Genomic DNA, 21,237 nt, shown 5'->3' on the forward strand with positions numbered 1-21,237 from the left:
GTTTTTACGGATAAACTTGAGCAGGTCCTTTTGAAAAATAAAAAGTGCTTAGATTTAATGAGAATTGACGACCTTATTTTTGTCACGGGTATTATGCTGATGACATATTGTATTTTATTCTGTGTATTGGGGGAAGGAGGATCTTTATGGCCAATTCTGAAATGATTTTACGATTACTTACGGATTTAAAGATTGAACAGCAAGCTTTAAAAGAACAGTTGGAAAAAATGCAAACAGCTGTGACTATTCTTGAAGAAAAATCAGTGATTATGGAAGAAAAACCAGCGACTATTGAAGAAAAACCAATGAATATTGAAGAAAAATCAGCTGCTGCAAAGCAAAGAGCTCATTCTGGACGCCCAACATCTTTTCGTGCTTGGAGAGCATCTTCGCAAAAAAATTCATAAAAGTATAAGAAAAGAAGACATCGATTACGATGTCTTCTTTTGCTTGTACAATCCAAATGAAGTTAAGAAGATATATCCATATTGCTTTAAAAATAAGAAGAAAATAACGATTGTCGACTCCTGTTTTAGTATAGCATGTAATAATAAATATTTTTATGTAATATTTCATATATATAGATTATATAATGTTTTATTGTATATATTTTAGTTGTCTGTTATTTGTTTTAATTCATTTACTTATATTATTTTTTGAGTGCCCCAGTGATGGGGCCTTTTTTTATAATTGTGTTAAAGTAGAAACCTCTCAAGCATAAGAGAGGGGTTACATAACTAGGGAAATGGTTATTAGTGTTTAATGAGATGGAGTCCAGGATGTTGCTTCTGAATTTCTTCTAAATGAAGTACTACTTATTTTTAAACAGTTCCCCATAAATGATAAACCATACCGATAACAAAAAAATGCTAGTCCTGCAAACAGAACGATTAAAGCAAGCATTCCGTTTTTATTATGTTCCATATAGTCAGCTCATTTTTTAGTTATATACAAAAAGCCTTTAGTCGTAATTATGGCTAAAGGATCGGATTCTCATACTTTTTAGTTTACAAAGAAAAGACACCCATATAAGAGTGTCTTTTCCGATAGTTTGTTTAGCCTTAGCAGAAGCAAGAAGCTCCAACGATGATTAATAAAATGAATAACACAACTAATAATGCAAATCCTCCAGCAAAACCGCAGCCTCCGCCGCAACTACCACCAAATCCCATAATAGTTCCTCCTTTAATAAGAGGGGAAAACAAAGGGTCACTCGTGTTTTTTAACGGATTCCATTTACTTTATGTTTTAACGTATAAACGTGAGCAGGTCCTTTTGAAAATAAAAAAAGACACCTTAAGGCGCCTTTATGTAATTAATATTCGCTAGCATAAAACTCTTTTATTAGCTGTATTTCATTTGTATCTGGGTTGAATTTGAATATTTTAATTTGATTCGATTCGTCTTTATAAGCAAATGTATTATCGCCAACTTGGGTCATATTGCTAATATTTAAGCTAGGATCACTACCATGGTCAGTGATATCCACAGTTTTCTCACGATCCCAAAATGCAATGACAAGGATTAAGATAATAAGGCATACACGTATGAACCGCAGTTCTCTTGCTACAGGATGCTCCATATGATAGTCTCCTTTTTCATTTGATAGATTTTGTGTACAAAAGAGATACTTCCTATGAGAATATAAATAAAAAAGACACTTCAAAGTGTCTTTTTTATTTGAGTTATGCGCATTGCTTAATAAGACGCTAGTTCCTCAAGTTAAATATGAGTAACTATGTAGGGTAGTTCTATTATAACATTTTAACCATTACTGGGTCTATATGGAATTTTATCGATAATTATGTTTGATTATTCAGAATGGTACATGTAGTGAGAAATATATATTACCTATAGTAATTGTAAAATATAATGATGTATATAACTAGTCTTGTAATGAATGTAAGCAACAGTTGATAAATAGATAGTATTGTTCTTTGTAAAAAAATATTCAATAATTTATCATTGCAACCGCTTACTCTTTGTGTATAATAAAGGTAAGTTAATAAGTAAAAGGATTGTTACTGTTCGGCAGGCAAAACCTAAATTGATCTAGAGGCTACGGGTGTAGTGTGGCTTTTGGAATCAGTTTAGGTTTTTTTATTACCTTTTGTGACTTTAAGAAGAAGAAGGCGGAACAATATGAGAATCCATAAAATCTTAAATAACAATGTTGTTTGTACGATGAAGGATACTGAGACAGAAGTTGTACTGATGGGCAGAGGTTTGGGATTTCAGAAAAAAGTAGGCGATACGATTGATGAATCTAAGGTAGAAAAGACTTTTGTGCTAGAAACAAGAGAATTATCAGAGAAACTTGCTAGGTTGCTAACTGAAATTCCTGTAGAAAATTTAGAGATTACAGAGAGAATTATTCAGTTTGCTAAGACAGCTTTGCCGGGGACTTTAAGTGATTATATTTATCTTACATTAACGGATCACTTAAGTTTTGCCTTAACTCGGCATAAAGAAGGAATGGATCTTAAAAATACTTTGCTTTGGGAGATTAAGAGGTTCTATCAGAAAGAGTTTGAAATTGGTCTACAAGCTTTGAACATAATTGAAGAAGAGACTGGGCTTAGACTTTCTGAAGATGAAGCAGGGTCAATTGCACTACATTTCGTTAATGCGCAGCAAGGAGAGCCGGCGATGCAACAAACGGTAGCAATGACGAAAATCGTCCAAGATATTTTAAATGTTGTAAAGTACCACTATAAGATGAACTTAGATGAAAGTTCATTTAATTATAGTCGGTTTGTAACGCATTTACGATATTTTGCGCAGCGTTTAATGCAGAAGGAATTGAACTCGGCTGATGATGATTTTTTATACGAGCAAGTGAAAAGTAAGTATGAAGAGGCATATTGTTGTACAGAAAAAATTGAAGCATACTTACGAAAAGCACATAATGGTCATCTTTCAAAAGATGAAAAGGTGTACTTGACGTTGCACATTCATCGTGTAACGAAACGCAACGAATTATGTAATTGAATAAACGGGATTGTTACTGTTTGGCAGGCAAAACCTAAATTGACTTGTAATGGAGTGATTCGTATGTATCACGCCGTTATGGTTAGTTTAGGTTTTTTCTTTTCTAAAAAATAACAAATGGGATGATTATAGGGAGGGAAAGTTACGATGAAGTATGAAAAATTAGCAAAAGATATACTGAAGAATGTTGGCGGGAGAGAAAATATACATAGCGTTGTACATTGTATAACTCGCTTGCGATTTCAGTTAAAGGATGAGGGGAAAGCAAATACAGAAGTACTGAAAAGTATGGAAGATGTTGTGACTGTTATGAAAAGCGGCGGACAATATCAAGTTGTAATTGGTAACCATGTATCTGACGTATACAAAGCAGTTATTGCTGCTGGAGGGTTTCAAGAAGCTGAGGAAGAAACTACGAGCGAGAAGAAAAAGAGTAGTCTTATAGATATTCTTTCTAGCATTTTCACTCCTATTTTAGGAGTGTTAGCTGCAACAGGGATGATTAAAGGATTTAATGCATTATTTGTAGCGTTAGGCTGGTTAAGTACACAATCAGGAACGTATCAAATATTAAATGCAGTCGGCGATTCGTTATTTTATTTCTTCCCGATCTTCCTTGGATATACAGCAAGTAAGAAATTCGGGGGATCACCATTCATCGGTATGGCAATTGGAGGAGCTCTAGTTTATCCAGCTTTATTAGGTTTAAAAGCAAGTGAGCCATTATATACGTTATTTGCAGGGACGATGTTTGAATCACCAATTCATATTACGTTTTTAGGAATACCAGTTATTTTAATGAACTATGCATCATCCGTTATTCCAATTATTCTCGCTGCTTATTTTGGAGCGAAAGTAGAACAGTCTTTAAAGCAAGTTATTCCGGATGTTGTGAAAACATTTTTATTACCATTCTTCACATTATTAATCGTTGTACCAGTTACATTTCTCGTTATTGGCCCAATTGCGACATGGGCAGGGCAGTTTTTAGGGCAGGCGACGCTTTGGGTTTATCATGCAAGCCCATTAGTAGCGGGTGCTTTACTCGGTGCTTTCTGGCAAGTACTTGTCATATTTGGCCTTCATTGGGGCGTTGTTCCGATTGGCTATAACAATTTAGCGGTAAATGGTGTTGATCCGATATTAGCACTTATATTTGCTGCTTCATTTGCTCAAATTGGTGCTGTGCTTGGGGTTTGGGTGAAAACGAAAGACAAGAAATTAAAAACACTTAGTATTCCAGCTTTTATTTCAGGTATTTTCGGTGTTACAGAGCCGGCGATTTATGGGATTACACTTCCTCTTAAAAAGCCGTTTATTATGAGCTGTATTGCTGGAGGAATTGGCGGCGCAATACTTGGTGTATTTGGCACACAAGCTTATATGACAGGCGGACTTGGTATATTTACGCTTCCGACGTTTATTAGTCCGAAAGATGGGATTACAGCTGGATTTTGGGGAGCGATTGTTTCGATGGTTGTTTCTTTAATGGTAGGTTTTATTCTGACTTACTTATTTGGTTTTACGAAAAAACAAACATCTACAGAAACAGCTGAAACAATTAATAAAATCGCTGCATCAAACGATGATGAAGTAATCTTTAGTCCTTTCTATGGAGCCGTTATGCCGCTTCAAAATATTGACGATGCTGCATTTGCATCAGGTGCGCTAGGTGAAGGAGTTGCGATTGAGCCTTCAGAAGGAAAGTTGTTTTCACCGGTTTCAGGTACGATTTCTGCGCTGTTCCCGACGAACCATGCGGTAGGAATTACGGCGGATTCAGGTGCTGAAATTTTAATCCATATTGGAATGGATACTGTGAAATTAAATGGCGAATTTTTCTCTTCTCATATTGAACAAGGAGTAAGAGTAGAAAAAGGGCAATTACTTATTGAGTTTAATATAGCTGAAATTCAAAAGGCGGGTTATATTGTGACAACACCAGTTGTTGTTACAAATTATGATAAATATAGTATCAAAAAAACGGAAATAGAAAAGATTCAAGCAGGAGATTCCTTACTAAAGTTAGGAGTTAAATAGTAGTTACATTTCATACAGGTTCAAACGAAGAAAGGTATTCTTTAAAACTTACAATGCCTTTTCTCGTTCATTCTTATATAAAGGAGTTTTTCTATATGTCTAAAGTTAATTTTCCAAAAGGGTTTTTATGGGGTGGAGCAACTGCAGCCAATCAAGTTGAAGGCGCATATGTAGAAGACGGAAAAGGATTAACGACGGTTGATCTATTACCAACTGGTGAAAATCGTTGGGATATTATGAAAGGAAATATTCATTCTTTTACACCGGTAGAAGGGGAGTTTTATCCATCACATGAAGCGATTGATTTTTACCATCGTTATAAAGAAGATGTTGCGTTGTTTGCAGAAATGGGATTTAAAGCGTTACGTGTATCGATTGCGTGGACGCGTATTTTCCCAAGTGGTGAAGATGAAAAGCCAAATGAAGCAGGATTACAGTTTTATGATAATTTGTTTGATGAACTGTTAAAGCATGGTATTGAACCAGTTGTTACGATGGCTCACTTCGATGTACCTGTTCATTTAGTGGAAAAGTATGGAAGTTGGAGAAGTAGAAAGCTTGTAAACTTCTTCGAGACGTACGCAAAAACGATCTTTAATAGATATAAAGATAAAGTGAAATATTGGATGACGTTTAATGAAATTAATATGCTTTTACATTTACCTTTCATGGGAGCAGGTCTAGCGTTTAAAGAAGGGGATAACAAAAAACAAATTCAGTATCAAGCAGCGCATCACCAACTTGTCGCAAGTGCGTTAGCTGTAAAAGCATGTCATGAAATCATTCCAGATGCAAAAATCGGTTGTATGCTTGCTGCTGGTGCGACGTATCCGTACACATGTAATCCAGATGATGTACTTCGTGCAATGGAACAAGACCGTGAATCATTCTTCTTTATTGATGTACAAGCAAGAGGAGCATATCCTGGATACGCAAAACGCTTCTTTAAGGATAATAATGTAACAATTGAAATGGAAAAAGGAGATGAGGAAATTTTAAAAGAGCATACAGTTGATTATATTGGCTTTAGCTACTATTCAAGCCGAGCAATAAGTACAGATCCAGAAGTGTTAAAAAGCATAACGAGTGGGAATGTATTCGGTTCTGTTGAAAATCCATATCTTGAAAAATCAGAGTGGGGATGGACAATTGATCCGAAAGGCTTCCGTATTACAGCGAACCAACTGTATGATCGTTACCAAAAACCGTTATTTGTTGTTGAAAATGGTCTCGGTGCAATTGACCAATTAAATAGTGAAGACGAAGTGAATGATGAATACCGTATTGATTACTTGCAAAAGCATATGATTGAAATGTCCGAAGCAATCCAAGATGGAGTAGATATTATCGGATATACAAGCTGGGGCCCAATTGATCTTGTAAGTGCTTCTACTGGAGAAATGAAAAAACGTTACGGATATATATACGTTGATAAAGATAATGAAGGAAAAGGGTCATTAAAAAGATCGAAGAAGAAAAGCTTCGATTGGTATAAGGAAGTAATTAAGACGAATGGTGAAAGTTTGGAGTCTTAAGTATGAAAAGGAGACATCTTAATTGATGTCTTCTTTTCATTGTGAATAAAATACGGAGCGATATTTCCCTTTACACGAACATAAAGGTATAATATAGTTTAGTTAAGTGAACTAAACTATTAAAACGAAATAACAGCATGGAGGAAGAACGCTATGACTAAATCGTATAAAGAAGTAATTAATGAAATGAATCGAGCCTACACGGAACTTTACATTTTACTATTTCAAGATTTAAAGGATGAGTTCGGTCTTACTGGACAGCAAGAGAGCATGTTATTTCATATTAATTTAAATGAAAATACGACAGCAAATAACATTGCGAGTACTTTTAATATAACGAAAAGTGCGGTGAGCCAAGTTTTATCGAAATTGGAAAAGCAACAGATGATTTCGAAACAAGTGAATCCTAACAATAAACGGGAGTATTTCCTTACGATCGGTCCAAACGGTAGTAAATATATCGAAAGATTGTCTGAGTTAGATGATGTATTGATTGAGAAATATTTCTCGAAAATTGATATCGGAGCTTTGCAGCAAATGACTGATACGTTAACGAAAATAAATAAAGTGATATGGGAAGAAAAACAGAAGGAACTTGAGTCTAATGAGTAAGAAGCAAGTTGAAGCAATTAGTAGAAAGGAGGAGAAGCGTGTGATGAGTTACATACCAAATATGATTACGATAGCAAATTTTGTGTGTGGGCTGTTGGCTATTCACGCTGTTTTCGTTCACGATATGCATGGTGCAGTTATGTTCATTATTACAGGTATGGTATTTGATCTGTTTGATGGTATGGTCGCTCGGAAACTGGATGCTGTTTCGGAAATAGGCGGAGAGTTAGACTCATTTGCAGATTTAGTGACCTTCGGTGTGGCACCATCTATTCTTGCATATAGTGTCGCTTTAAAAGATTTGCAGTCTATCGGGATGATATGTGCGCTCGCGTATAGTATTTGCGGAATGCTGCGGCTTGCTAGATTTAATACACAACAAAGCAAACTCCCAACATTCATCGGAATGCCCATTCCATTTGCGGCAATGTGCCTCCTTATTTTATGCCTTCTAAACAACCCAGTTTCCGTGGCATTTGGCACATGCGTACTCGCTTATTTAATGGTGAGCAAAATCAAATTCCCCCATTTTAAAAAAGATATATCGGAAAGCTTGAAGTCCGAGAGATGGGATTGATAATACGAAAATATAATAAGAAAGATAAGGAGCAGAACATGATTCGCATCGCATTAAGATCATTCAACATACAAATATATTGTTTGCTAGGCGTGATGTTATTGGGATGGTTGATGACACCTTTTCGAGCCCAATTTGTAGGGATAAGCATTGGCCTGTTAGTTAGTATGTACTGCGCCTGGATTTTAGGAAGGCGTATCGAAAAGTTCGGAAATAGCATCGTAAAAAAAGAAAAAGCACCGATGCTCGGCATGATGAATCGATTTGCAGCGGCCATACTCGGCGCGATTATTATGTATGAAATTGAACACCGTGAGTACATGTGGACATTTGCAGCTGGAATTATGGGTGGGTATTTCTTAATTATTATTAATTTAGGGTATTACAGTATGAGGGATGCGAAGGAATAAAGTGCTGTGTAAATCACTAATTTGGATGTGAAAACTTTCCTTTATAGAGAGCTTTTTATTACAAAGAAAAGACACCCATATAAGAGTGTCTTTTCCGATAGTTTTTTAGCAGAAGCAAGAAGCTCCAACAATGATTAATAAAATAAACAATACAACTAGTAAAGCAAAGCCGCCGCCACAACCACTACTACAACTACCACCAAATCCCATAATAGTTCCTCCTTTAATAAGAGGGGAAAACAAGGGGTCACTCATGTATTTTAATGGATTCAACGTACTTTATGTTTTTTACACAATAATTGAGCAGGTCCTTTTGAAAATAAAGAAAAGACACCCTAAGGTGCCTTTCTCCGACTTGAACCATCTTAATTTTAATAATATTGGACTCCCGTCCTAATATTATTTTACCATGTTAAGTTGTTTTTGAAAATGTTCCATATCGATAATTGCAATACACGTTTTAGTTTTGGAATTATGTATCTGTCTAAACGTTGAAATTAATAAAGGAACGATATACGTGAGGCTATTTATGAGTGATTACAATCATACGATTAAAAAGAACCCCATAAATGATAAACCATTCCACTAACAAAAAACACTAATCCTAAAAACAAAACAATTAAAGCAAGTACTCCATTTTGATTATGTTCCATAAAATTAGCTCCTTTTAGAATTATTTTTATATACAAAAAAGCCTTTAGTCGTAATTATGGCTAAAGACTTTGAGCATTATACTTTTTAGTTAATAAAATCTTATAAGAAGAATGTATAATGTTTTTTATCGAATTTGGAACTGAAAATGTACTAGCTTGATAATGAAGCCTGGCTATTAGAATTGAAAAATTTTAGTTTTATTATAATTAATAGAAATGAGAGTAGTGTGAATATAAATCCGCTCCAAATAAGCTGGTGAATACCTAAGTTTGAAATGAACCAGCCTCCAATAGTGGTTCCTAAAGTAATTCCGAGATTTGAGAATGAAACGAATAGACTGTTACCAAATTCAGGTGCTTCTTTAGCTTCACTTATTAACCATGTTTGACCAACAATTAATCCACCAGCATGTACGATTCCCCAAATGAATACGATAAAAATCATTGGAACAAGGTAGGAACCTAAATAATAAACCAATATGTAAACAATAGAATATAGAATAGGGAATGATATTACAGTGTTTATTATACTTTTTTGCAGAAGACCACCAAATAAATGATTACCTAAAATCATAACTATACCAAATATGAATAGCATGATACTGATGAGAGATCCATTCATGGAGGTTACTTTTGCAAGGTACTCAGCGAAGTAGCTGTATACGGAAAACATAGCTGCAAAAAGGAATGTGACGGTTAAAATATTTAACCATAATCCTGGTTTGCCGAGTATACGAATTTGTTTGCCGAAAGACATTTTTTCTTTAACAGGCATAGAAGGAAGTAGGAGTAGTATTCCAATGAATGCAAGAGTGTTAACGAATGCTCCGAATAAGAAAGCGATTTCGAGTGAAAATTGGTCTGCAAGGTAAGAGGTTAGTGGTACACCTAAAGCAAAGCCAACGGTAATTCCCATGAAAACTTTTGTAACTGCTTGACCGCTCTTTTCTGGAGGGACAAGTTTAGCAGCTGTTACAAGAGCGATTGAAAAGAAGAGTGGATGAAGCGCTGCCGGTAAAATACGAAAAACAAGCATGATTTCAAATTGTGTTGTATAAGCGTAGATTAAATTTGAAATAACAAATGTGAAAATTGCTGTTAATAAAATTATTTTGCGATTCATACTAGAGACGAGCAGAATTAAAAACGGACCAGAAATAGCAACAACTAGTGCAAATATACTTACTAAAAATCCAGCTTGTGTAGTTGAAATTCCGAATTTTTCAGTGATTTGTGGTAATACGCCGACAATACCCATCTCGGTAGTAATAATTCCAAACACACCTATTGCGAGTGTCAGAATAAGTAAAGGATTTACTTTTTTCATTTATAAAACTCTCCATTCGTATCAGTATTTTGAAAGTAAATTCATTAACAAAGAAGCATTATTATAAGCATGATTGGATGCCAATATTATTAGGAGTATGTAATCCGAAATACAATAACAGATATCTGAATAACTAGATATGATATATTAAAAAAAATTCTCCTTTCGATGTTTCTTGCTCTTATAGGCAGTGCAATTTATAAGAAGTCATTGGATACCTGTAAAAAAGCAGAATGTGTGAAAGCTAATAATCAAGTAGTATGCCGATTGATTATTAGCTTTCATTTTATAATTCGTTTTGTACGTATTCAGAAAACTCTCGTATTGTTTTTTCGTTTCGACGATAGTAGGTCCATTTTCCAATTCGGTCAGACTCTAGTAAGCCTGCTTTTTTCATAGTTAATAAATAACTAGAAATAACCGATTGAGCTAAGCCAGTTTTAAGCTGGATATCTCCTACACATACTCCAACTTGAAAGTTAAGGTCTTGTTCTAGATAAGGTTTTTCGTCGAAATGGTTTTCTGGATTTTTCAACCATGATAAAATTTGACATCTTGTTTCATTTGACAATGCTTTATAAATTAATAAAGGTTCCATAAGGATATTATATCTACTTTTATAGATTTGTAAATGGGTTTTAGTGATTTTAAGGGAATAAGGTGCTCTTGATCTGTACCCTTTGTAAAGGACATTCTATTGATAGCAAGAGTGATTATAGTACGTCATATATTTCTTAATTTCATGTTTTAACTGAACAAACGATTCACATGGTTATATACTACAAGGGCTGCATGTAAAGATTTAAGAAAAATTTTATATTTACCCCACTTTTTATTTTAAAAGTTTTCCCTATCCTATAAACAACAAAGTCATAGATGAAATTGTAAAGTTAGGGGATTCCACATGCATACAGGAGTTTTGATGAGTTATTTGTATACTTATTTTTTTACTATTATGTTTTGTATTGTGTTTCAAATTGGATTTTATTTTAAAGCGAAAAACAATATATCTATTCGGCATTTTCTATGGGTATATGTTTTTCTATTCTACCTTTCACTAGTATATGGAGTGACGCAGATCGCGACTGTATGGGATATAAGTAGATACGAAACGTGGATTCGTGTAAGTCAAATCAACTTGACTCTATTTGATACGGCAGGTAGTACGACGTATCTTTTGAACATTGTACTGTTTATGCCGTTAGGTTTTTTGTTACCAACTATTTGGCCGCAGTTTAGAAAAATGAAAAACACCGTATGTGCGGGATTCCTTTTTTCATTGGCAATTGAGTTAAATCAATTACTAAATAATAGAATTACAGATGTTGATGATTTATTTACGAATACCCTCGGGGCAATTGTTGGGTATGTATTATATAAAATATTATATACAGCGTTATTTAAATTGATATTGAAAAGAGAGGAAAAAAAGCTTGATACGAACTCTTCTTTCGTCATAAAATACGAAGCTGTTTTTTGTTTAGTGTGTTCATTTGTAGGTGCGATGTTCATTTATTATCCTGGAGATCTGTAAGCTACGATCTCGATTATAAAAACAATGTGCTGAATAGATCATTAAAGAAGGCTTTTCTATTTTTCCCTAGAATGAACAGTAATGAATAATCTAATTCCTTAATGTAATAAGGAGGCAGTAAATTTGAACAGGAAAATTTGGTTTGTAGTTACTTGTTTTGCTTTTTTAGTAGCTAGTTATATTGTTGTCCAATATTTTATGATGGATGGATTTCAAACAGGGCTTGTAAAAGTGAAGCTTATGTTTGGATCTAAATTAAGTGCGTTTTGGTATATGATGCTATTTACACATATTACAACTAGTATAGTAGCATTAGTAATTGGCCCGTTTACATTATCCACTAAATTTAGAGAAAGGAATATCAACCGTCATCGAATAGCTGGGAGAATCTATATGGTTGGTATATTATTAGGAGGCTTTTCTGGACTATATTTAGCCTTTTATGCTATGGGAGGATTGGTAGCGAAGCTAGGTTTCGGTTTGTTATCTGTATTTTGGCTAACATCAGCATATCAAGCATTAAATAGAGTTAAGAATAAAAAAATTAAAGAGCATCGGAATTGGATGATTAGAAATTATTCTTTAACCTTTGGAGCAGTTACATTAAGAATTTGGCTACCGTTGTTTATCGTTCTATTTGGAATAGAGCGGTTTGAACTTAGTTACGCTATTATTGCTTGGTTAGCGTGGGTACCCAATTTAATTGTTGCAGAATTATTCATAAGAAAAAGACTTAATAAAGGAAAGTACCAGGGAAATGAGGATTTACATTTTTGATATAAAACTGCTGTAATATTGAGGGCAGAATTCTTTAGTAATTGAATTTTTTAATAGCTGGCTTTCGTTTGTAGATTCAAAAATTCGCTAATTTTATTGAATAAATAGAAAATACTTTCTTTTTCCGTCTATTTAATTTAGTATCAATAAGGGCACCAAAAAATAGATAGAGGTGCTAAAATGTACGGTATTATTAATTATGAAGTGTTTTTACTAACAGGAATTTTATTGAATTTAATTCCTGGTGCAGACACCATGTATATTGTGGGAAGAAGTATTTCACAAGGTAGAAAAGCAGGTGTGTATTCTGTTTTTGGTATTATTACTGGTTCTTTAGTTCATACGTTGTTGGTTGCTTTTGGTTTATCTATTATACTTACAAAATCCATTGTGCTATTTAACACTATTAAGGTTATAGGTGTTATCTATCTTGTATATTTAGGGATTAAAATGATACTTGATAAGACAAATGTAGCTTTCCAGACCTCATCCAATAAATTGAACATTAGAAAGATATATGTACAAGGACTTTTAACAAGTCTGACGAATCCAAAAGTCTCTTTATTCTTTATTGCGTTTCTTCCGCAATTTATAGATACAAAGGCTTCAGGTCCTATGCCTTTTATCATTTTAGGACTTACTTTTACAGTAACCGGACTATTATGGTGTTTATTTGTTGCTTATTTCTCTTCATATGTTACAAAAAAATTAAGAGGAAACCAAAAGGTAGGAATGATTCTAAATAAGATAACAGGACTGATTTTTATTGGTATGGGGTTAAAGTTGCTTCAAACAAAAGCCCCTCAATAAACCTGAATAACATAAAAATGCCCCCTTTCAAGAGATGTAATCTTAGGTTTAGGCTAATTTCTATATACTAAAAAGTCCCTTTAACCTTGAAGGGACTTTTTGCTTGTTATTTTGAGTTATCTAAAAGTTCATTTCAAGAAACAACCTATACTTTAATTGTATTACCAACTAGCAGTTTCCGTATTTTCCTTCAACCACTTCACCCAATCCAAATCCTCCACCTTAAGCAAACTAAGCGAAACACCTTTCATATCTAAAGAAGTTAGAAGGGTACCAACTTTCACGAACTCCACATGTAAGCCTTCCAGCTCACATAAACGGCGAATATCATTTGCGAAAATATATTGTTCCATTAATGGAGTTGCGCCTAATCCGTTAATGAGAATGGCAAAGTTGTCGCCTTTTCTCCAGCGATAAATGCTTTTAAGTTTATTCATTAGTTCGATCGCTAATATTTCAGAAGAGGATAGTGCTTCTTTACGGTATCCTTTTTCTCCGTGAATGCCGACGCCGTAAAAGACTTCATCGTTGTTTAATGAAAATGAAGCTTTTCCTTTCACTGGATCGTTTGCAGGTGAAAGGGCGACTCCTAATGTGTGTAAGTTTTCGGTGATAGAACGGCCGAGTGTTGTTAGTTCTTCTAAAGAGTGACCTTCAAGAGCGGCCGCACCAAGTATTTTTTGAACGAAAACAGTACCAGCGACGCCGCGTCTTCTTTTATTAAACGAAGCATCATCTTCAATTGAAACGTCGTCATTTACGATGATGTGGTCAATGTGTCTTCCTTCTTCTTTTGCAATTTGCTTCGCCGCTAAAAAGTTTCCAACGTCATCTTTAAAGTTTTTAATGATGAATAAAATACTTTTATCTTTTGGCATGAGACGGGTTGCCGCAATAATTTGTTCCACTGTAGGCGGAGTGAAAATACTGCCGTTTACGGCCGCCGTCAGCATACCTTTTCCTACATAACCAATATCAGCAGGTTCATGTCCGCTACCACCGCCGCTTATGATGACAACGTTTTGCTTCAGTTTTTCAATATCTTTTACATAAATGATGTTATTTGTTTCGTCGTAATTTACTTTGTCGTTATGTTCAAAATAAAAACCATGCATCATATCTTGAACGATATGTTGTACATCATTCATAATCTTTTTCATTGCTTTTGCCACCCTTTAATTACTTTGCAGATTGCTCTAGTAATAGTAGTAATTGATTGTTTATCATATTTTTCATGAGTGAAGACATAATGGAAGGATCTACTTCGCATTTGCTTTCAATCCAATCTTTTATCGTTCCAACGAAGCCGTGACTATAAAAGGAGGCAATCGTATTTTTTGTCTCGTTAGAAAGGCTGAATCTACAGCTCACGGATAGTTCATCAATAATCTTCATATATAAGTTTTTCGTATGCTCAAATAAATAGTGATTAAACGAGTTTTGTTCAATGACTTTAAAAGCATTTCGGTAAAATTTTTGATTTTCATAAAAGTAATCAAATAATAAATCGAAAATGTTTTCCCACGTTTCATAGTCGAGAAAGTCGATAATGTTTTCTTTCGTTTTTTCTCTATAAATCCAGCTTAATAGTTCAAATTTATCTTTAAAATGATAATAAAAAGTTTGTCTACGCATTTGACAGTGTAACATAATATCGCTTACTGATATTTTATGAAACGACTCTGTTTCCATTAAATATTTCAATGAGTTCGCGATTATCTTTTTAGAAATTATAGAAGAGGTCATCTGAATCATCCCTAGAATGTTAGTAATATGAAAATCCTACCTACAAATGAGAGCGGTGTCTTTAGACAGATTGTCCATTTTGTCCGTTTACTATAAAACGCTTTCATTTTAACATGAGTAGTAAGAAGAAGATTTCAAATATATCACAATATATTAAAGGAATTGAGGGAGAAGCACAATGAAAAAGATTATAAACAAACCAGAAACATTAGTAATGGAAATGTGCAACGGAATGGTTATGGCTCACCCAGAGCTTGAGCTTTTGAAAAAATATAAAGTCATTAAGAAGAAAGAAATGAACGAAAATAAAGTAACGTTAATAAGTGGCGGCGGTAGTGGTCATGAGCCAGCGCATGCAGGACTAGTCGGAAAAGGAATGTTAGATGCGGCGGTGTGTGGAGATGTGTTTGCTTCGCCTTCACAAATTCAGGTGTATCAAGCAATTAAAGAGACAGCTAGTAAAAAAGGTACGTTATTAATTATTAAAAATTACAGCGGCGATATTATGAATTTCAAAAACGGTGCGCATTTAGCGACAGAAGATGGAATTGAAGTTGACTACGTAAAAGTGGACGATGATATTGCGGTAGAAGATAGTTTGTATACAGTAGGACGCCGCGGCGTTGCGGGCGTTATTCTCGTTCATAAAATTGCCGGCGCAGCAGCGGAAGCAGGTATGGATTTAGGAGCGGTAAAAGCTGTAGCGGAAAAAGCAGCGGCTAACGTGCGCACAATCGGTTTAGCGTTAACGTCTTGTACAGTTCCAGCGAGCGGATCACCTACTTTCACACTTGCGGAAGATGAAATGGAATACGGCGTAGGTATTCACGGCGAGCCAGGAATTAAGCGTGAAAAAATGTTGTCAGCAGATGAACTAGCGAACCGTATGACAAATGATCTAATGAAAGATTTAGGAGTAAAAGATGGCGAAGAAATTGCGCTTCTAGTAAATGGTTTTGGTGGAACACCACTGCAAGAACTTTACTTATTTAACAACGCAGTGACGCGAGAACTAGCTGCAAGAAACATTACAATTAATAGAGTGTTTGTTGGCAACTATATGACGAGTATCGATATGGCTGGTATGTCTTTAACAGTAATGAAATTAGATGATGAGCTAAAAACATTACTATCAAAAGAATGTAATACACCAGCGTTTAAAGTAGATGGACCAGTTGAAAGTGTTGAGTACGTAAATGTGCTTGAAGATGTAGAAGAGAAGGAAGTTTCATTTGAACTAGAAACAGCGGAAGAGCACGCTGTTATAAAAGATAATGTTATTACATTAAACAACATGATTTATCTCGTTGATAAAATGAGTGATATTATTATTAAAAATGAAGTACCGTTCTGTGAGTTAGATACGCATGCTGGTGACGGCGATTTCGGAATGAGTGTCGCAAAAGGATTTAAGCAATTAAAACGTGAGTGGCATTCTATTGTAGATCAAGAGAACGTAACGATCGGATCATTCCTTGACGGTTGCTCGATGATTATTATGGAACATTGCGGAGGCGCATCTGGTCCAATTTGGGGCGGCGCATTCCGCGCAGCTAGTAAAGCAGCAGGCGAGAAGCGTGAACTAACAGTGAAAGAGTTCGCTGAAATGTTGCAAGCAGCACTGCAAGGCATACAATCTATCGGTGAAAGATCGTTCGGTAGAGGAGCAGTAGTTGGTGACAAAACACTTGTTGACGCACTTGCTCCATGTGTAGACTCTTGGTTAGCTAGCGCTTCAAACGAAGAAGACATGAAAACTGCCTTCGAAAAAGGAGCAGAAGCAGCGGTTAAAGGAGCAGAGTATACGAAAGAAATCGTAGCTCGCATGGGCCGCGCCGGTACAGTTGGTGAAAGAAGCTTAGGCTATCCAGATGCAGGTGCACATGCACTTGGAGTTATCTTTACGGAGATTGCGGGTAGTTTGAAATAGGAATGAGAAGATCCCCTCTGCCTTGTGGTGGAGGGGACTTTTTTATAGGTGAAGCATATATAATTTCTCTAGTTGTCTTTTCTGTAAAAATATAGATTTTTACAGAGGTAACGTGAGTTCATATAGACATGAAATTCGGGTTGGTTAATTACGCTTTTAAAAAACTACCTAATCGACAGAAATCGTTTCAAAATTATGGATAGAGCTTTATAAAGTGCTTTGAAAGGGATGAAAAGATTATTCCATAAGATGTATTTTTGAAAGTAGTTCGGTTATTTTCTACTTGTGTTATTCCGTTACAATAAAACTAGCTGTTAAGAAATTTATAATTTTTGCACCAGAACCAGATATCAAGCTTATATTACGGTATATTGTTCACGATACTGTTTAGGGGTCATGTTAGTATATTTTTTGAAAACCTTTGTAAAATAACTTTGGTCATTAAAGTTAAGCCAAGCACAAACATCTGATAATGGAGATGTAGTGAGTGTTAATAATTTTTTGGCTTCCTCTATTCGTTCCTTTTGAATATATTCACTTAAAGGAATCCCCATTTCTTTTTTAAATAATTTAGATAAATAAGTAGGAGTAATATCCAAATGATTAGCGAGTTCATTGAGAGATAACTCATCGTAAGCATTTTTACTAATATGATTTAAACATTTAATAATTGTATTTGAATACTTTTGGGCATTGTATTCTTTCACACGATCTGCAAAAGTACGTAAAGCATCTCCAGACAATCGCTTTACAGAGTCCACGTTATCTAGTTGTTCCATGGTTTGTATATACAAAAGGTTAAGAGAAAAAGCAATATCTGATGGAAGGTTACCAGCTATTGCATATTGAGTAGCTAGAGTAATCGCAATAATTCCAAGAATTTTTTGGTTTCTGAGTGAATCCTCTGTTAAAACAAATCCACTATCTTCTTGTGGAAATGCATACATATATTGTAATAATTCTTTTTTATTTCCTTGTTTAATTGTTGAAAAATATTTATGTACAAATTCCGTGACATGATTTTCAGGATTACTTTGTTTGCGTTTTAAAATATATAAATCAGGTTTTACAATTTTATATGGAACTTCCTCTAGTAATTTATTTTTTTCTAAAACAATACCCCTATCTAACTTTTCATTGAAAATCATGTAATGTAATAACATTCCCATATCAATTAAAGTAGTTTTTGTAATCTTAGGTAGGTGCTGAAAATAGGCTATTCCTTCTTGAATCTTATCATTTGAGTTAAACTCATTTTGAAGTTTAATGGCTATATCACTCGATGTCTGTGGATATTTAGTGGGACCGATTATAATAGTTCCTTTTATATAATCATGATTTTCTATATGAATTAGGACGAAGTTTTCAAGGTAACTGTTACTCCTGAAAAGTGGTAAGTTGTAGGGATCATTTTCTTGATAGATCTCACTAAGATGTTCTTCTTTAGAAGAATAAAAAGGACTACAAACATCATTATGAATAGAATGATATAAAATTTTTTTGTCTGTACATAAAATGTGAACAGGTACATTAAAAGTGTTATGTACGAGATCACACAAGTATTGTATGTCGATGGAATTATTCATTGTTTTCTCCTTTTAATTAGATTAAATGATGAACTTTCATATAGTTACTGTATAGATTCATAAGTTAATTTTGGTAAGGTACAATTCAAGACAAAATAATATCATAAAAGAACTAAATATTACAATTCGCGACAAAATTTTACCATATTTTTTTATGGAAATCATATATTGTTTATTTAAGAATTAGTATTTAGATATTGAGAGAGGAGGCAGATTAAAGATACTAATTATTAAATTTTTCTTGTCTAGAAATAAAAAAATACTTTAGTTTTAGTAACCAAGGAAAATTAATTTGTATTATATTTCTGAAGTGAAGAGGGGAGAGATGTTACATAGTAATTTAATTACCCATAAAACGGTATGGATTTGAAAAAAAATCTTAGGATTATTTCTAAACTTCATATTAGTTTTTAGCGGTATATTGGGTTCTGTTGCAAAACTTTGAAGTATATGAAACTGATGGAGGAACGAGGATTATTCCTGGCTCATAAATAGATACATCAATATGGCTGGAGTTTGATAAACAAAGTTCGACGTCATCTTAAACAAATAGCTCATGGAGAGTGAACGAAACCATATATAAAGTAAAAGGACAATGGATGATCGTACCATTGATTCTGAAGGAAACACGATTGGTTTTTATTTGAATAAATCTAGAAATCATAAGGTTGCAAAGCGATTCTTCAAGAAATCCTTGCGGTCTTTTCATGTCTCAAAACCTCGTATCATCATGGTTGATAAGAACCCCGTTTATCCAATTGCGATCAAACAGTTAAAGAGAGAAGAAGTTGATTTGCAGGACTAGTCTGTCCAAAATCAGGGTATTTGTATCAACTAACTGTTTGGATTAACTGCTTAACAGGTGATTCCTCTTGGTTTATCATTTTTTTACACCAGAACCCTTTTAAGATGCAAAGACATTGAGAACTATGGGAGAGGTAAAGAAGACTTCCATAGTTGAAAGTGTTGCTCTATCTAAGCAATAGAACGATTCAAAAAGAGAAGGTAGTATTTATTGTGAATTAGGCAATGCATCTTAATAACATAGAATAATTGTTATACCGGTACAGGATGTACCTATATTAAAAATTCACAGGAGTGAACGTATGAATTCAAAAAGAATAATTTCAATTTTTTCGATTATAATGATTTTTATGTTTACTATAGGTCAGAGCTTACTGCCTATAGTAGCAAATGCACAAGAGTTAAATACAGCGGGACTTGTGGATAATTTTACGATAGGTAAAACAAATTTACAGACCGGAGAATCAACAAATGTATCTGTAAACTTCAGTGAAAAAAATGGAGTTAGGTTGAAGCCAGGAGACACACTTACATTAACACTGCCTCCAGAATTAGAAGGATTTAAGGGAACGATTCAGTTAAAGGATTACGGTATTTGTAAAGTAAATCAAGGTACTGTAGTATACACATTTAATGATAAGGTCACTGGATATAAAGATATTCAAGGTTATTTAAACTTTAACGTGACAGCTACTGGTGTAGGAACTGATCAAAAGAAAGAAATTGATACAAATCTTGGTACAAATGTAGAGAAGCAACATGTAACAATTACAGGCCCAAAAGGTGGCGGTAGTACAGGGGAGAAACCATTTTTTTATAAAGCTGGTGACATGCGCGGTAATGAGGGCGAAGTACGCTGGTTCTTGAATATAAATAACGATAAAAAAGAGTTAAGTCGTGATATTGTCGTGACTGATAAATTACAAGAAGGTCAAATTTTTAATGAAAATAGTTTCTATATAACGGTTGATGATTATCTAGGTAAGCAAAGATTAACGCCGCAACAATTGGAAAGTAAAGGTTATGGAAAGGTTACCTTTAATGACGATAACCCATTTAAAATTGTGCTTAATCAGAGTCGAGCACGTCTTGCCGCTTTTGTAGTTGAATATACATCTACTATAACGGAAGCAGGAATGTCTCAAGAGGACTTTAAGAATGATTATACGATCGATTATCAAATTTTACACAAAGACCCAGTGTTTGAATCGGGCACTGCCAAAACTCAAAATATGTCAGCTAGTGGTGGTATTAACGGCGTTCAAGTTCCAAAAGGAAAGCTAAGGATTTTTAAACATATCGAAGGAAATAAAGAAAAGGCAATTCCAAATGTTTCGTTTAAGTTGTATAAAGAATCGGGGGAACAAGTTGGTGGCGAATATAAAACAAATGAAAAAGGGTTAGTTCAAACTGAGCAATTACCACCAGGTAAATATTATGTTCAAGAAGTTTCAGCCCCAGATTATATTGATTTCGACCCTAAGAAAAAAGTAGAGTTTGAAATAAAATCAGATGCTGAAAATGGGATTGAGTTGCCGATTTCCAACAACGTGAAAACCACATTTGTTTCAGGAACGAAGATTTGGAATGACAACAATAACAAGTTTGGCAAACGCCCAGAAAGCATCAAGGTACAATTGCTTCAAAATGGAACGGAATTTAAAACAGAAGAAGTAAAAGCAGATAAAGAAGGTAATTGGAACTTCAGCTTCAAAGATCTACCGAAGTATGATGGCCAAGGAAAAGAGTACGAGTACACAGTAAGTGAAGTAAAAGTTGACGGCTATGAGACAAAAGTAGAAGGAACAACAATCACGAACACGTACAAAAATACAGAAACAACAGAAGTAAATGGTAAGAAAGTATGGGAAGACTACGACAATAAGTTTGGTACACGCCCAGGAA

At 34.4% G+C, this 21,237-nt stretch carries 21 protein-coding genes and 1 pseudogene; 13 read left to right on the plus strand and 9 right to left on the minus strand.

Annotated elements, in window-relative coordinates; genetic code table 11:
- Positions 1-146: 146 nt before the first annotated feature.
- Complete coding sequence (locus tag PDL00_RS28055; RefSeq protein ID WP_242256901.1) at positions 147-407, plus strand: hypothetical protein; 261 nt, start codon at positions 147-149, stop codon at positions 405-407.
- Between the two features lie 352 nt (positions 408-759).
- Here the strand turns inward: PDL00_RS28055 and PDL00_RS28060 are convergent, their stop codons facing one another.
- From PDL00_RS28060 to PDL00_RS28070, 3 genes are all read right to left on the minus strand, one after another.
- Positions 760-924: a hypothetical protein gene (locus PDL00_RS28060; RefSeq protein WP_270732751.1), complete on the minus strand. Its 165-nt coding sequence runs from the start codon at positions 922-924 to the stop codon at positions 760-762.
- Between the two features lie 137 nt (positions 925-1,061).
- Positions 1,062-1,172: a YjcZ family sporulation protein gene (locus PDL00_RS28065; RefSeq protein WP_000505681.1), complete on the minus strand. Its 111-nt coding sequence runs from the start codon at positions 1,170-1,172 to the stop codon at positions 1,062-1,064.
- 143 nt (positions 1,173-1,315) lie between these two features.
- Positions 1,316-1,582 carry a YmzC family protein gene (locus PDL00_RS28070; protein WP_270732706.1) on the minus strand — a complete coding sequence of 89 codons (267 nt, stop codon included), beginning with the start codon at positions 1,580-1,582 and terminating at the stop codon, positions 1,316-1,318.
- Positions 1,583-2,142: 560 nt separating this feature from the next.
- Between PDL00_RS28070 and licT the strand changes: the two genes are divergently transcribed.
- The 6 genes from licT to PDL00_RS28100 all read left to right on the plus strand — a co-directional run bounded on the left by licT (position 2,143) and on the right by PDL00_RS28100 (position 8,165).
- Positions 2,143-2,991 (plus strand): BglG family transcription antiterminator LicT, encoded by an 849-nt coding sequence (gene licT / locus PDL00_RS28075; RefSeq protein ID WP_270732708.1) that lies wholly within the window; start codon positions 2,143-2,145, stop codon positions 2,989-2,991.
- 147 nt (positions 2,992-3,138) lie between these two features.
- Positions 3,139-5,031, plus strand: a complete 1,893-nt coding sequence (locus PDL00_RS28080; protein WP_270732710.1) for a beta-glucoside-specific PTS transporter subunit IIABC — start codon at positions 3,139-3,141, stop codon at positions 5,029-5,031.
- Positions 5,032-5,126: 95 nt separating this feature from the next.
- Positions 5,127-6,566, plus strand: a complete 1,440-nt coding sequence (locus PDL00_RS28085) for a 6-phospho-beta-glucosidase (protein WP_270732712.1) — start codon at positions 5,127-5,129, stop codon at positions 6,564-6,566.
- Between the two features lie 153 nt (positions 6,567-6,719).
- A complete protein-coding gene (locus tag PDL00_RS28090; RefSeq protein WP_270732716.1) occupies positions 6,720-7,178 on the plus strand; it encodes a MarR family winged helix-turn-helix transcriptional regulator in 459 nt (152 codons plus the stop codon).
- Complete coding sequence (gene pssA, locus PDL00_RS28095; RefSeq protein ID WP_242256903.1) at positions 7,171-7,755, plus strand: CDP-diacylglycerol--serine O-phosphatidyltransferase; 585 nt, start codon at positions 7,171-7,173, stop codon at positions 7,753-7,755. The genes PDL00_RS28090 and pssA overlap by 8 nt, the downstream gene beginning before the upstream one ends.
- A 38-nt stretch (positions 7,756-7,793) precedes the next feature.
- Positions 7,794-8,165 (plus strand): ATP synthase subunit I, encoded by a 372-nt coding sequence (locus PDL00_RS28100; RefSeq protein ID WP_098068729.1) that lies wholly within the window; start codon positions 7,794-7,796, stop codon positions 8,163-8,165.
- 105 nt (positions 8,166-8,270) lie between these two features.
- Here the strand turns inward: PDL00_RS28100 and PDL00_RS28105 are convergent, their stop codons facing one another.
- The 3 genes from PDL00_RS28105 to PDL00_RS28115 all read right to left on the minus strand — a co-directional run bounded on the left by PDL00_RS28105 (position 8,271) and on the right by PDL00_RS28115 (position 10,743).
- Entirely contained in the window at positions 8,271-8,375 is a 105-nt protein-coding gene (locus tag PDL00_RS28105; protein ID WP_000505689.1) for a YjcZ family sporulation protein, read from the minus strand.
- Between the two features lie 594 nt (positions 8,376-8,969).
- A complete protein-coding gene (locus PDL00_RS28110) occupies positions 8,970-10,145 on the minus strand; it encodes an MFS transporter (RefSeq protein WP_242256896.1) in 1,176 nt (391 codons plus the stop codon).
- A gap of 286 nt (positions 10,146-10,431) precedes the next feature.
- Positions 10,432-10,743: an ArsR/SmtB family transcription factor gene (locus PDL00_RS28115; protein WP_000433539.1), complete on the minus strand. Its 312-nt coding sequence runs from the start codon at positions 10,741-10,743 to the stop codon at positions 10,432-10,434.
- Positions 10,744-11,049: 306 nt separating this feature from the next.
- Here PDL00_RS28115 and PDL00_RS28125 point away from each other — a divergent pair, with 306 nt between their 5' ends.
- The 3 genes from PDL00_RS28125 (at position 11,050) to PDL00_RS28135 (ending at position 13,266) form a co-directional block, all read left to right on the plus strand.
- The gene (locus PDL00_RS28125; RefSeq protein ID WP_270732726.1) at positions 11,050-11,679 is read left to right on the plus strand and encodes a VanZ family protein; all 630 of its coding nucleotides are present in this window, start codon (positions 11,050-11,052) and stop codon (positions 11,677-11,679) included.
- A gap of 123 nt (positions 11,680-11,802) precedes the next feature.
- Positions 11,803-12,456: a DUF2306 domain-containing protein gene (locus PDL00_RS28130; RefSeq protein WP_270732728.1), complete on the plus strand. Its 654-nt coding sequence runs from the start codon at positions 11,803-11,805 to the stop codon at positions 12,454-12,456.
- Between the two features lie 180 nt (positions 12,457-12,636).
- Positions 12,637-13,266 carry a LysE family translocator gene (locus PDL00_RS28135; protein ID WP_270732731.1) on the plus strand — a complete coding sequence of 210 codons (630 nt, stop codon included), beginning with the start codon at positions 12,637-12,639 and terminating at the stop codon, positions 13,264-13,266.
- Between the two features lie 161 nt (positions 13,267-13,427).
- Here PDL00_RS28135 and dhaQ read toward each other — a convergent pair whose 3' ends face one another.
- The gene (gene dhaQ, locus PDL00_RS28140; RefSeq protein WP_270732734.1) at positions 13,428-14,426 is read right to left on the minus strand and encodes a DhaKLM operon coactivator DhaQ; all 999 of its coding nucleotides are present in this window, start codon (positions 14,424-14,426) and stop codon (positions 13,428-13,430) included.
- A gap of 19 nt (positions 14,427-14,445) precedes the next feature.
- On the minus strand, positions 14,446-15,012 hold the full coding sequence (dhaS, locus tag PDL00_RS28145) for a dihydroxyacetone kinase transcriptional activator DhaS (RefSeq protein WP_270732738.1): 567 nt from the start codon (positions 15,010-15,012) through the stop codon (positions 14,446-14,448).
- A gap of 178 nt (positions 15,013-15,190) precedes the next feature.
- Between dhaS and dhaK the strand changes: the two genes are divergently transcribed.
- The gene (gene dhaK / locus PDL00_RS28150) at positions 15,191-16,942 is read left to right on the plus strand and encodes a dihydroxyacetone kinase subunit DhaK (protein WP_270732741.1); all 1,752 of its coding nucleotides are present in this window, start codon (positions 15,191-15,193) and stop codon (positions 16,940-16,942) included.
- 356 nt (positions 16,943-17,298) lie between these two features.
- Here dhaK and PDL00_RS28155 read toward each other — a convergent pair whose 3' ends face one another.
- Positions 17,299-18,528, minus strand: coding sequence for a helix-turn-helix domain-containing protein (locus tag PDL00_RS28155; RefSeq protein ID WP_098884239.1), 1,230 nt, complete (start codon positions 18,526-18,528; stop codon positions 17,299-17,301).
- A gap of 450 nt (positions 18,529-18,978) precedes the next feature.
- On the opposite strand from PDL00_RS28155, the pseudogene PDL00_RS28160 reads away from it, so the two are divergent.
- Together PDL00_RS28160 and PDL00_RS28165 are read left to right on the plus strand one after the other, a co-directional pair.
- Positions 18,979-19,315: pseudogene (locus PDL00_RS28160) on the plus strand (DDE-type integrase/transposase/recombinase); the annotation flags it as partial.
- A gap of 319 nt (positions 19,316-19,634) precedes the next feature.
- Positions 19,635-21,237 (plus strand): Cna B-type domain-containing protein (locus PDL00_RS28165; RefSeq protein WP_270732746.1); only part of this gene is annotated, 1,603 nt, incomplete at its 3' end.

It is taken from the genome of Bacillus cereus group sp. TH152-1LC, assembly GCF_027710505.1.
Taxonomy (GTDB): domain Bacteria; phylum Bacillota; class Bacilli; order Bacillales; family Bacillaceae_G; genus Bacillus_A; species Bacillus_A mobilis.

What these genes read in the sequence shown, in the direction of transcription:
- PDL00_RS28115 (WP_000433539.1), bottom strand. Translation starts at nt 10,743, where the DNA reads ATGGAACCTTTATTAATTTATAAAGCATTGTCAAATGAAACAAGATGT.
- PDL00_RS28065 (WP_000505681.1), bottom strand. Translation starts at nt 1,172, where the DNA reads ATGGGATTTGGTGGTAGTTGCGGCGGAGGCTGCGGTTTTGCTGGAGGA.
- PDL00_RS28085 (WP_270732712.1), top strand. Translation starts at nt 5,127, where the DNA reads ATGTCTAAAGTTAATTTTCCAAAAGGGTTTTTATGGGGTGGAGCAACT.
- PDL00_RS28070 (WP_270732706.1), bottom strand. Translation starts at nt 1,582, where the DNA reads ATGGAGCATCCTGTAGCAAGAGAACTGCGGTTCATACGTGTATGCCTT.
- PDL00_RS28090 (WP_270732716.1), top strand. Translation starts at nt 6,720, where the DNA reads ATGACTAAATCGTATAAAGAAGTAATTAATGAAATGAATCGAGCCTAC.
- PDL00_RS28055 (WP_242256901.1), top strand. Translation starts at nt 147, where the DNA reads ATGGCCAATTCTGAAATGATTTTACGATTACTTACGGATTTAAAGATT.
- PDL00_RS28125 (WP_270732726.1), top strand. Translation starts at nt 11,050, where the DNA reads ATGCATACAGGAGTTTTGATGAGTTATTTGTATACTTATTTTTTTACT.
- PDL00_RS28105 (WP_000505689.1), bottom strand. Translation starts at nt 8,375, where the DNA reads ATGGGATTTGGTGGTAGTTGTAGTAGTGGTTGTGGCGGCGGCTTTGCT.
- PDL00_RS28135 (WP_270732731.1), top strand. Translation starts at nt 12,637, where the DNA reads ATGTACGGTATTATTAATTATGAAGTGTTTTTACTAACAGGAATTTTA.
- licT (WP_270732708.1), top strand. Translation starts at nt 2,143, where the DNA reads ATGAGAATCCATAAAATCTTAAATAACAATGTTGTTTGTACGATGAAG.
- dhaK (WP_270732741.1), top strand. Translation starts at nt 15,191, where the DNA reads ATGAAAAAGATTATAAACAAACCAGAAACATTAGTAATGGAAATGTGC.
- pssA (WP_242256903.1), top strand. Translation starts at nt 7,171, where the DNA reads ATGAGTAAGAAGCAAGTTGAAGCAATTAGTAGAAAGGAGGAGAAGCGT.
- PDL00_RS28060 (WP_270732751.1), bottom strand. Translation starts at nt 924, where the DNA reads ATGGAACATAATAAAAACGGAATGCTTGCTTTAATCGTTCTGTTTGCA.
- dhaS (WP_270732738.1), bottom strand. Translation starts at nt 15,012, where the DNA reads ATGACCTCTTCTATAATTTCTAAAAAGATAATCGCGAACTCATTGAAA.
- PDL00_RS28110 (WP_242256896.1), bottom strand. Translation starts at nt 10,145, where the DNA reads ATGAAAAAAGTAAATCCTTTACTTATTCTGACACTCGCAATAGGTGTG.
- PDL00_RS28100 (WP_098068729.1), top strand. Translation starts at nt 7,794, where the DNA reads ATGATTCGCATCGCATTAAGATCATTCAACATACAAATATATTGTTTG.
- PDL00_RS28155 (WP_098884239.1), bottom strand. Translation starts at nt 18,528, where the DNA reads ATGAATAATTCCATCGACATACAATACTTGTGTGATCTCGTACATAAC.
- dhaQ (WP_270732734.1), bottom strand. Translation starts at nt 14,426, where the DNA reads ATGAAAAAGATTATGAATGATGTACAACATATCGTTCAAGATATGATG.
- PDL00_RS28080 (WP_270732710.1), top strand. Translation starts at nt 3,139, where the DNA reads ATGAAGTATGAAAAATTAGCAAAAGATATACTGAAGAATGTTGGCGGG.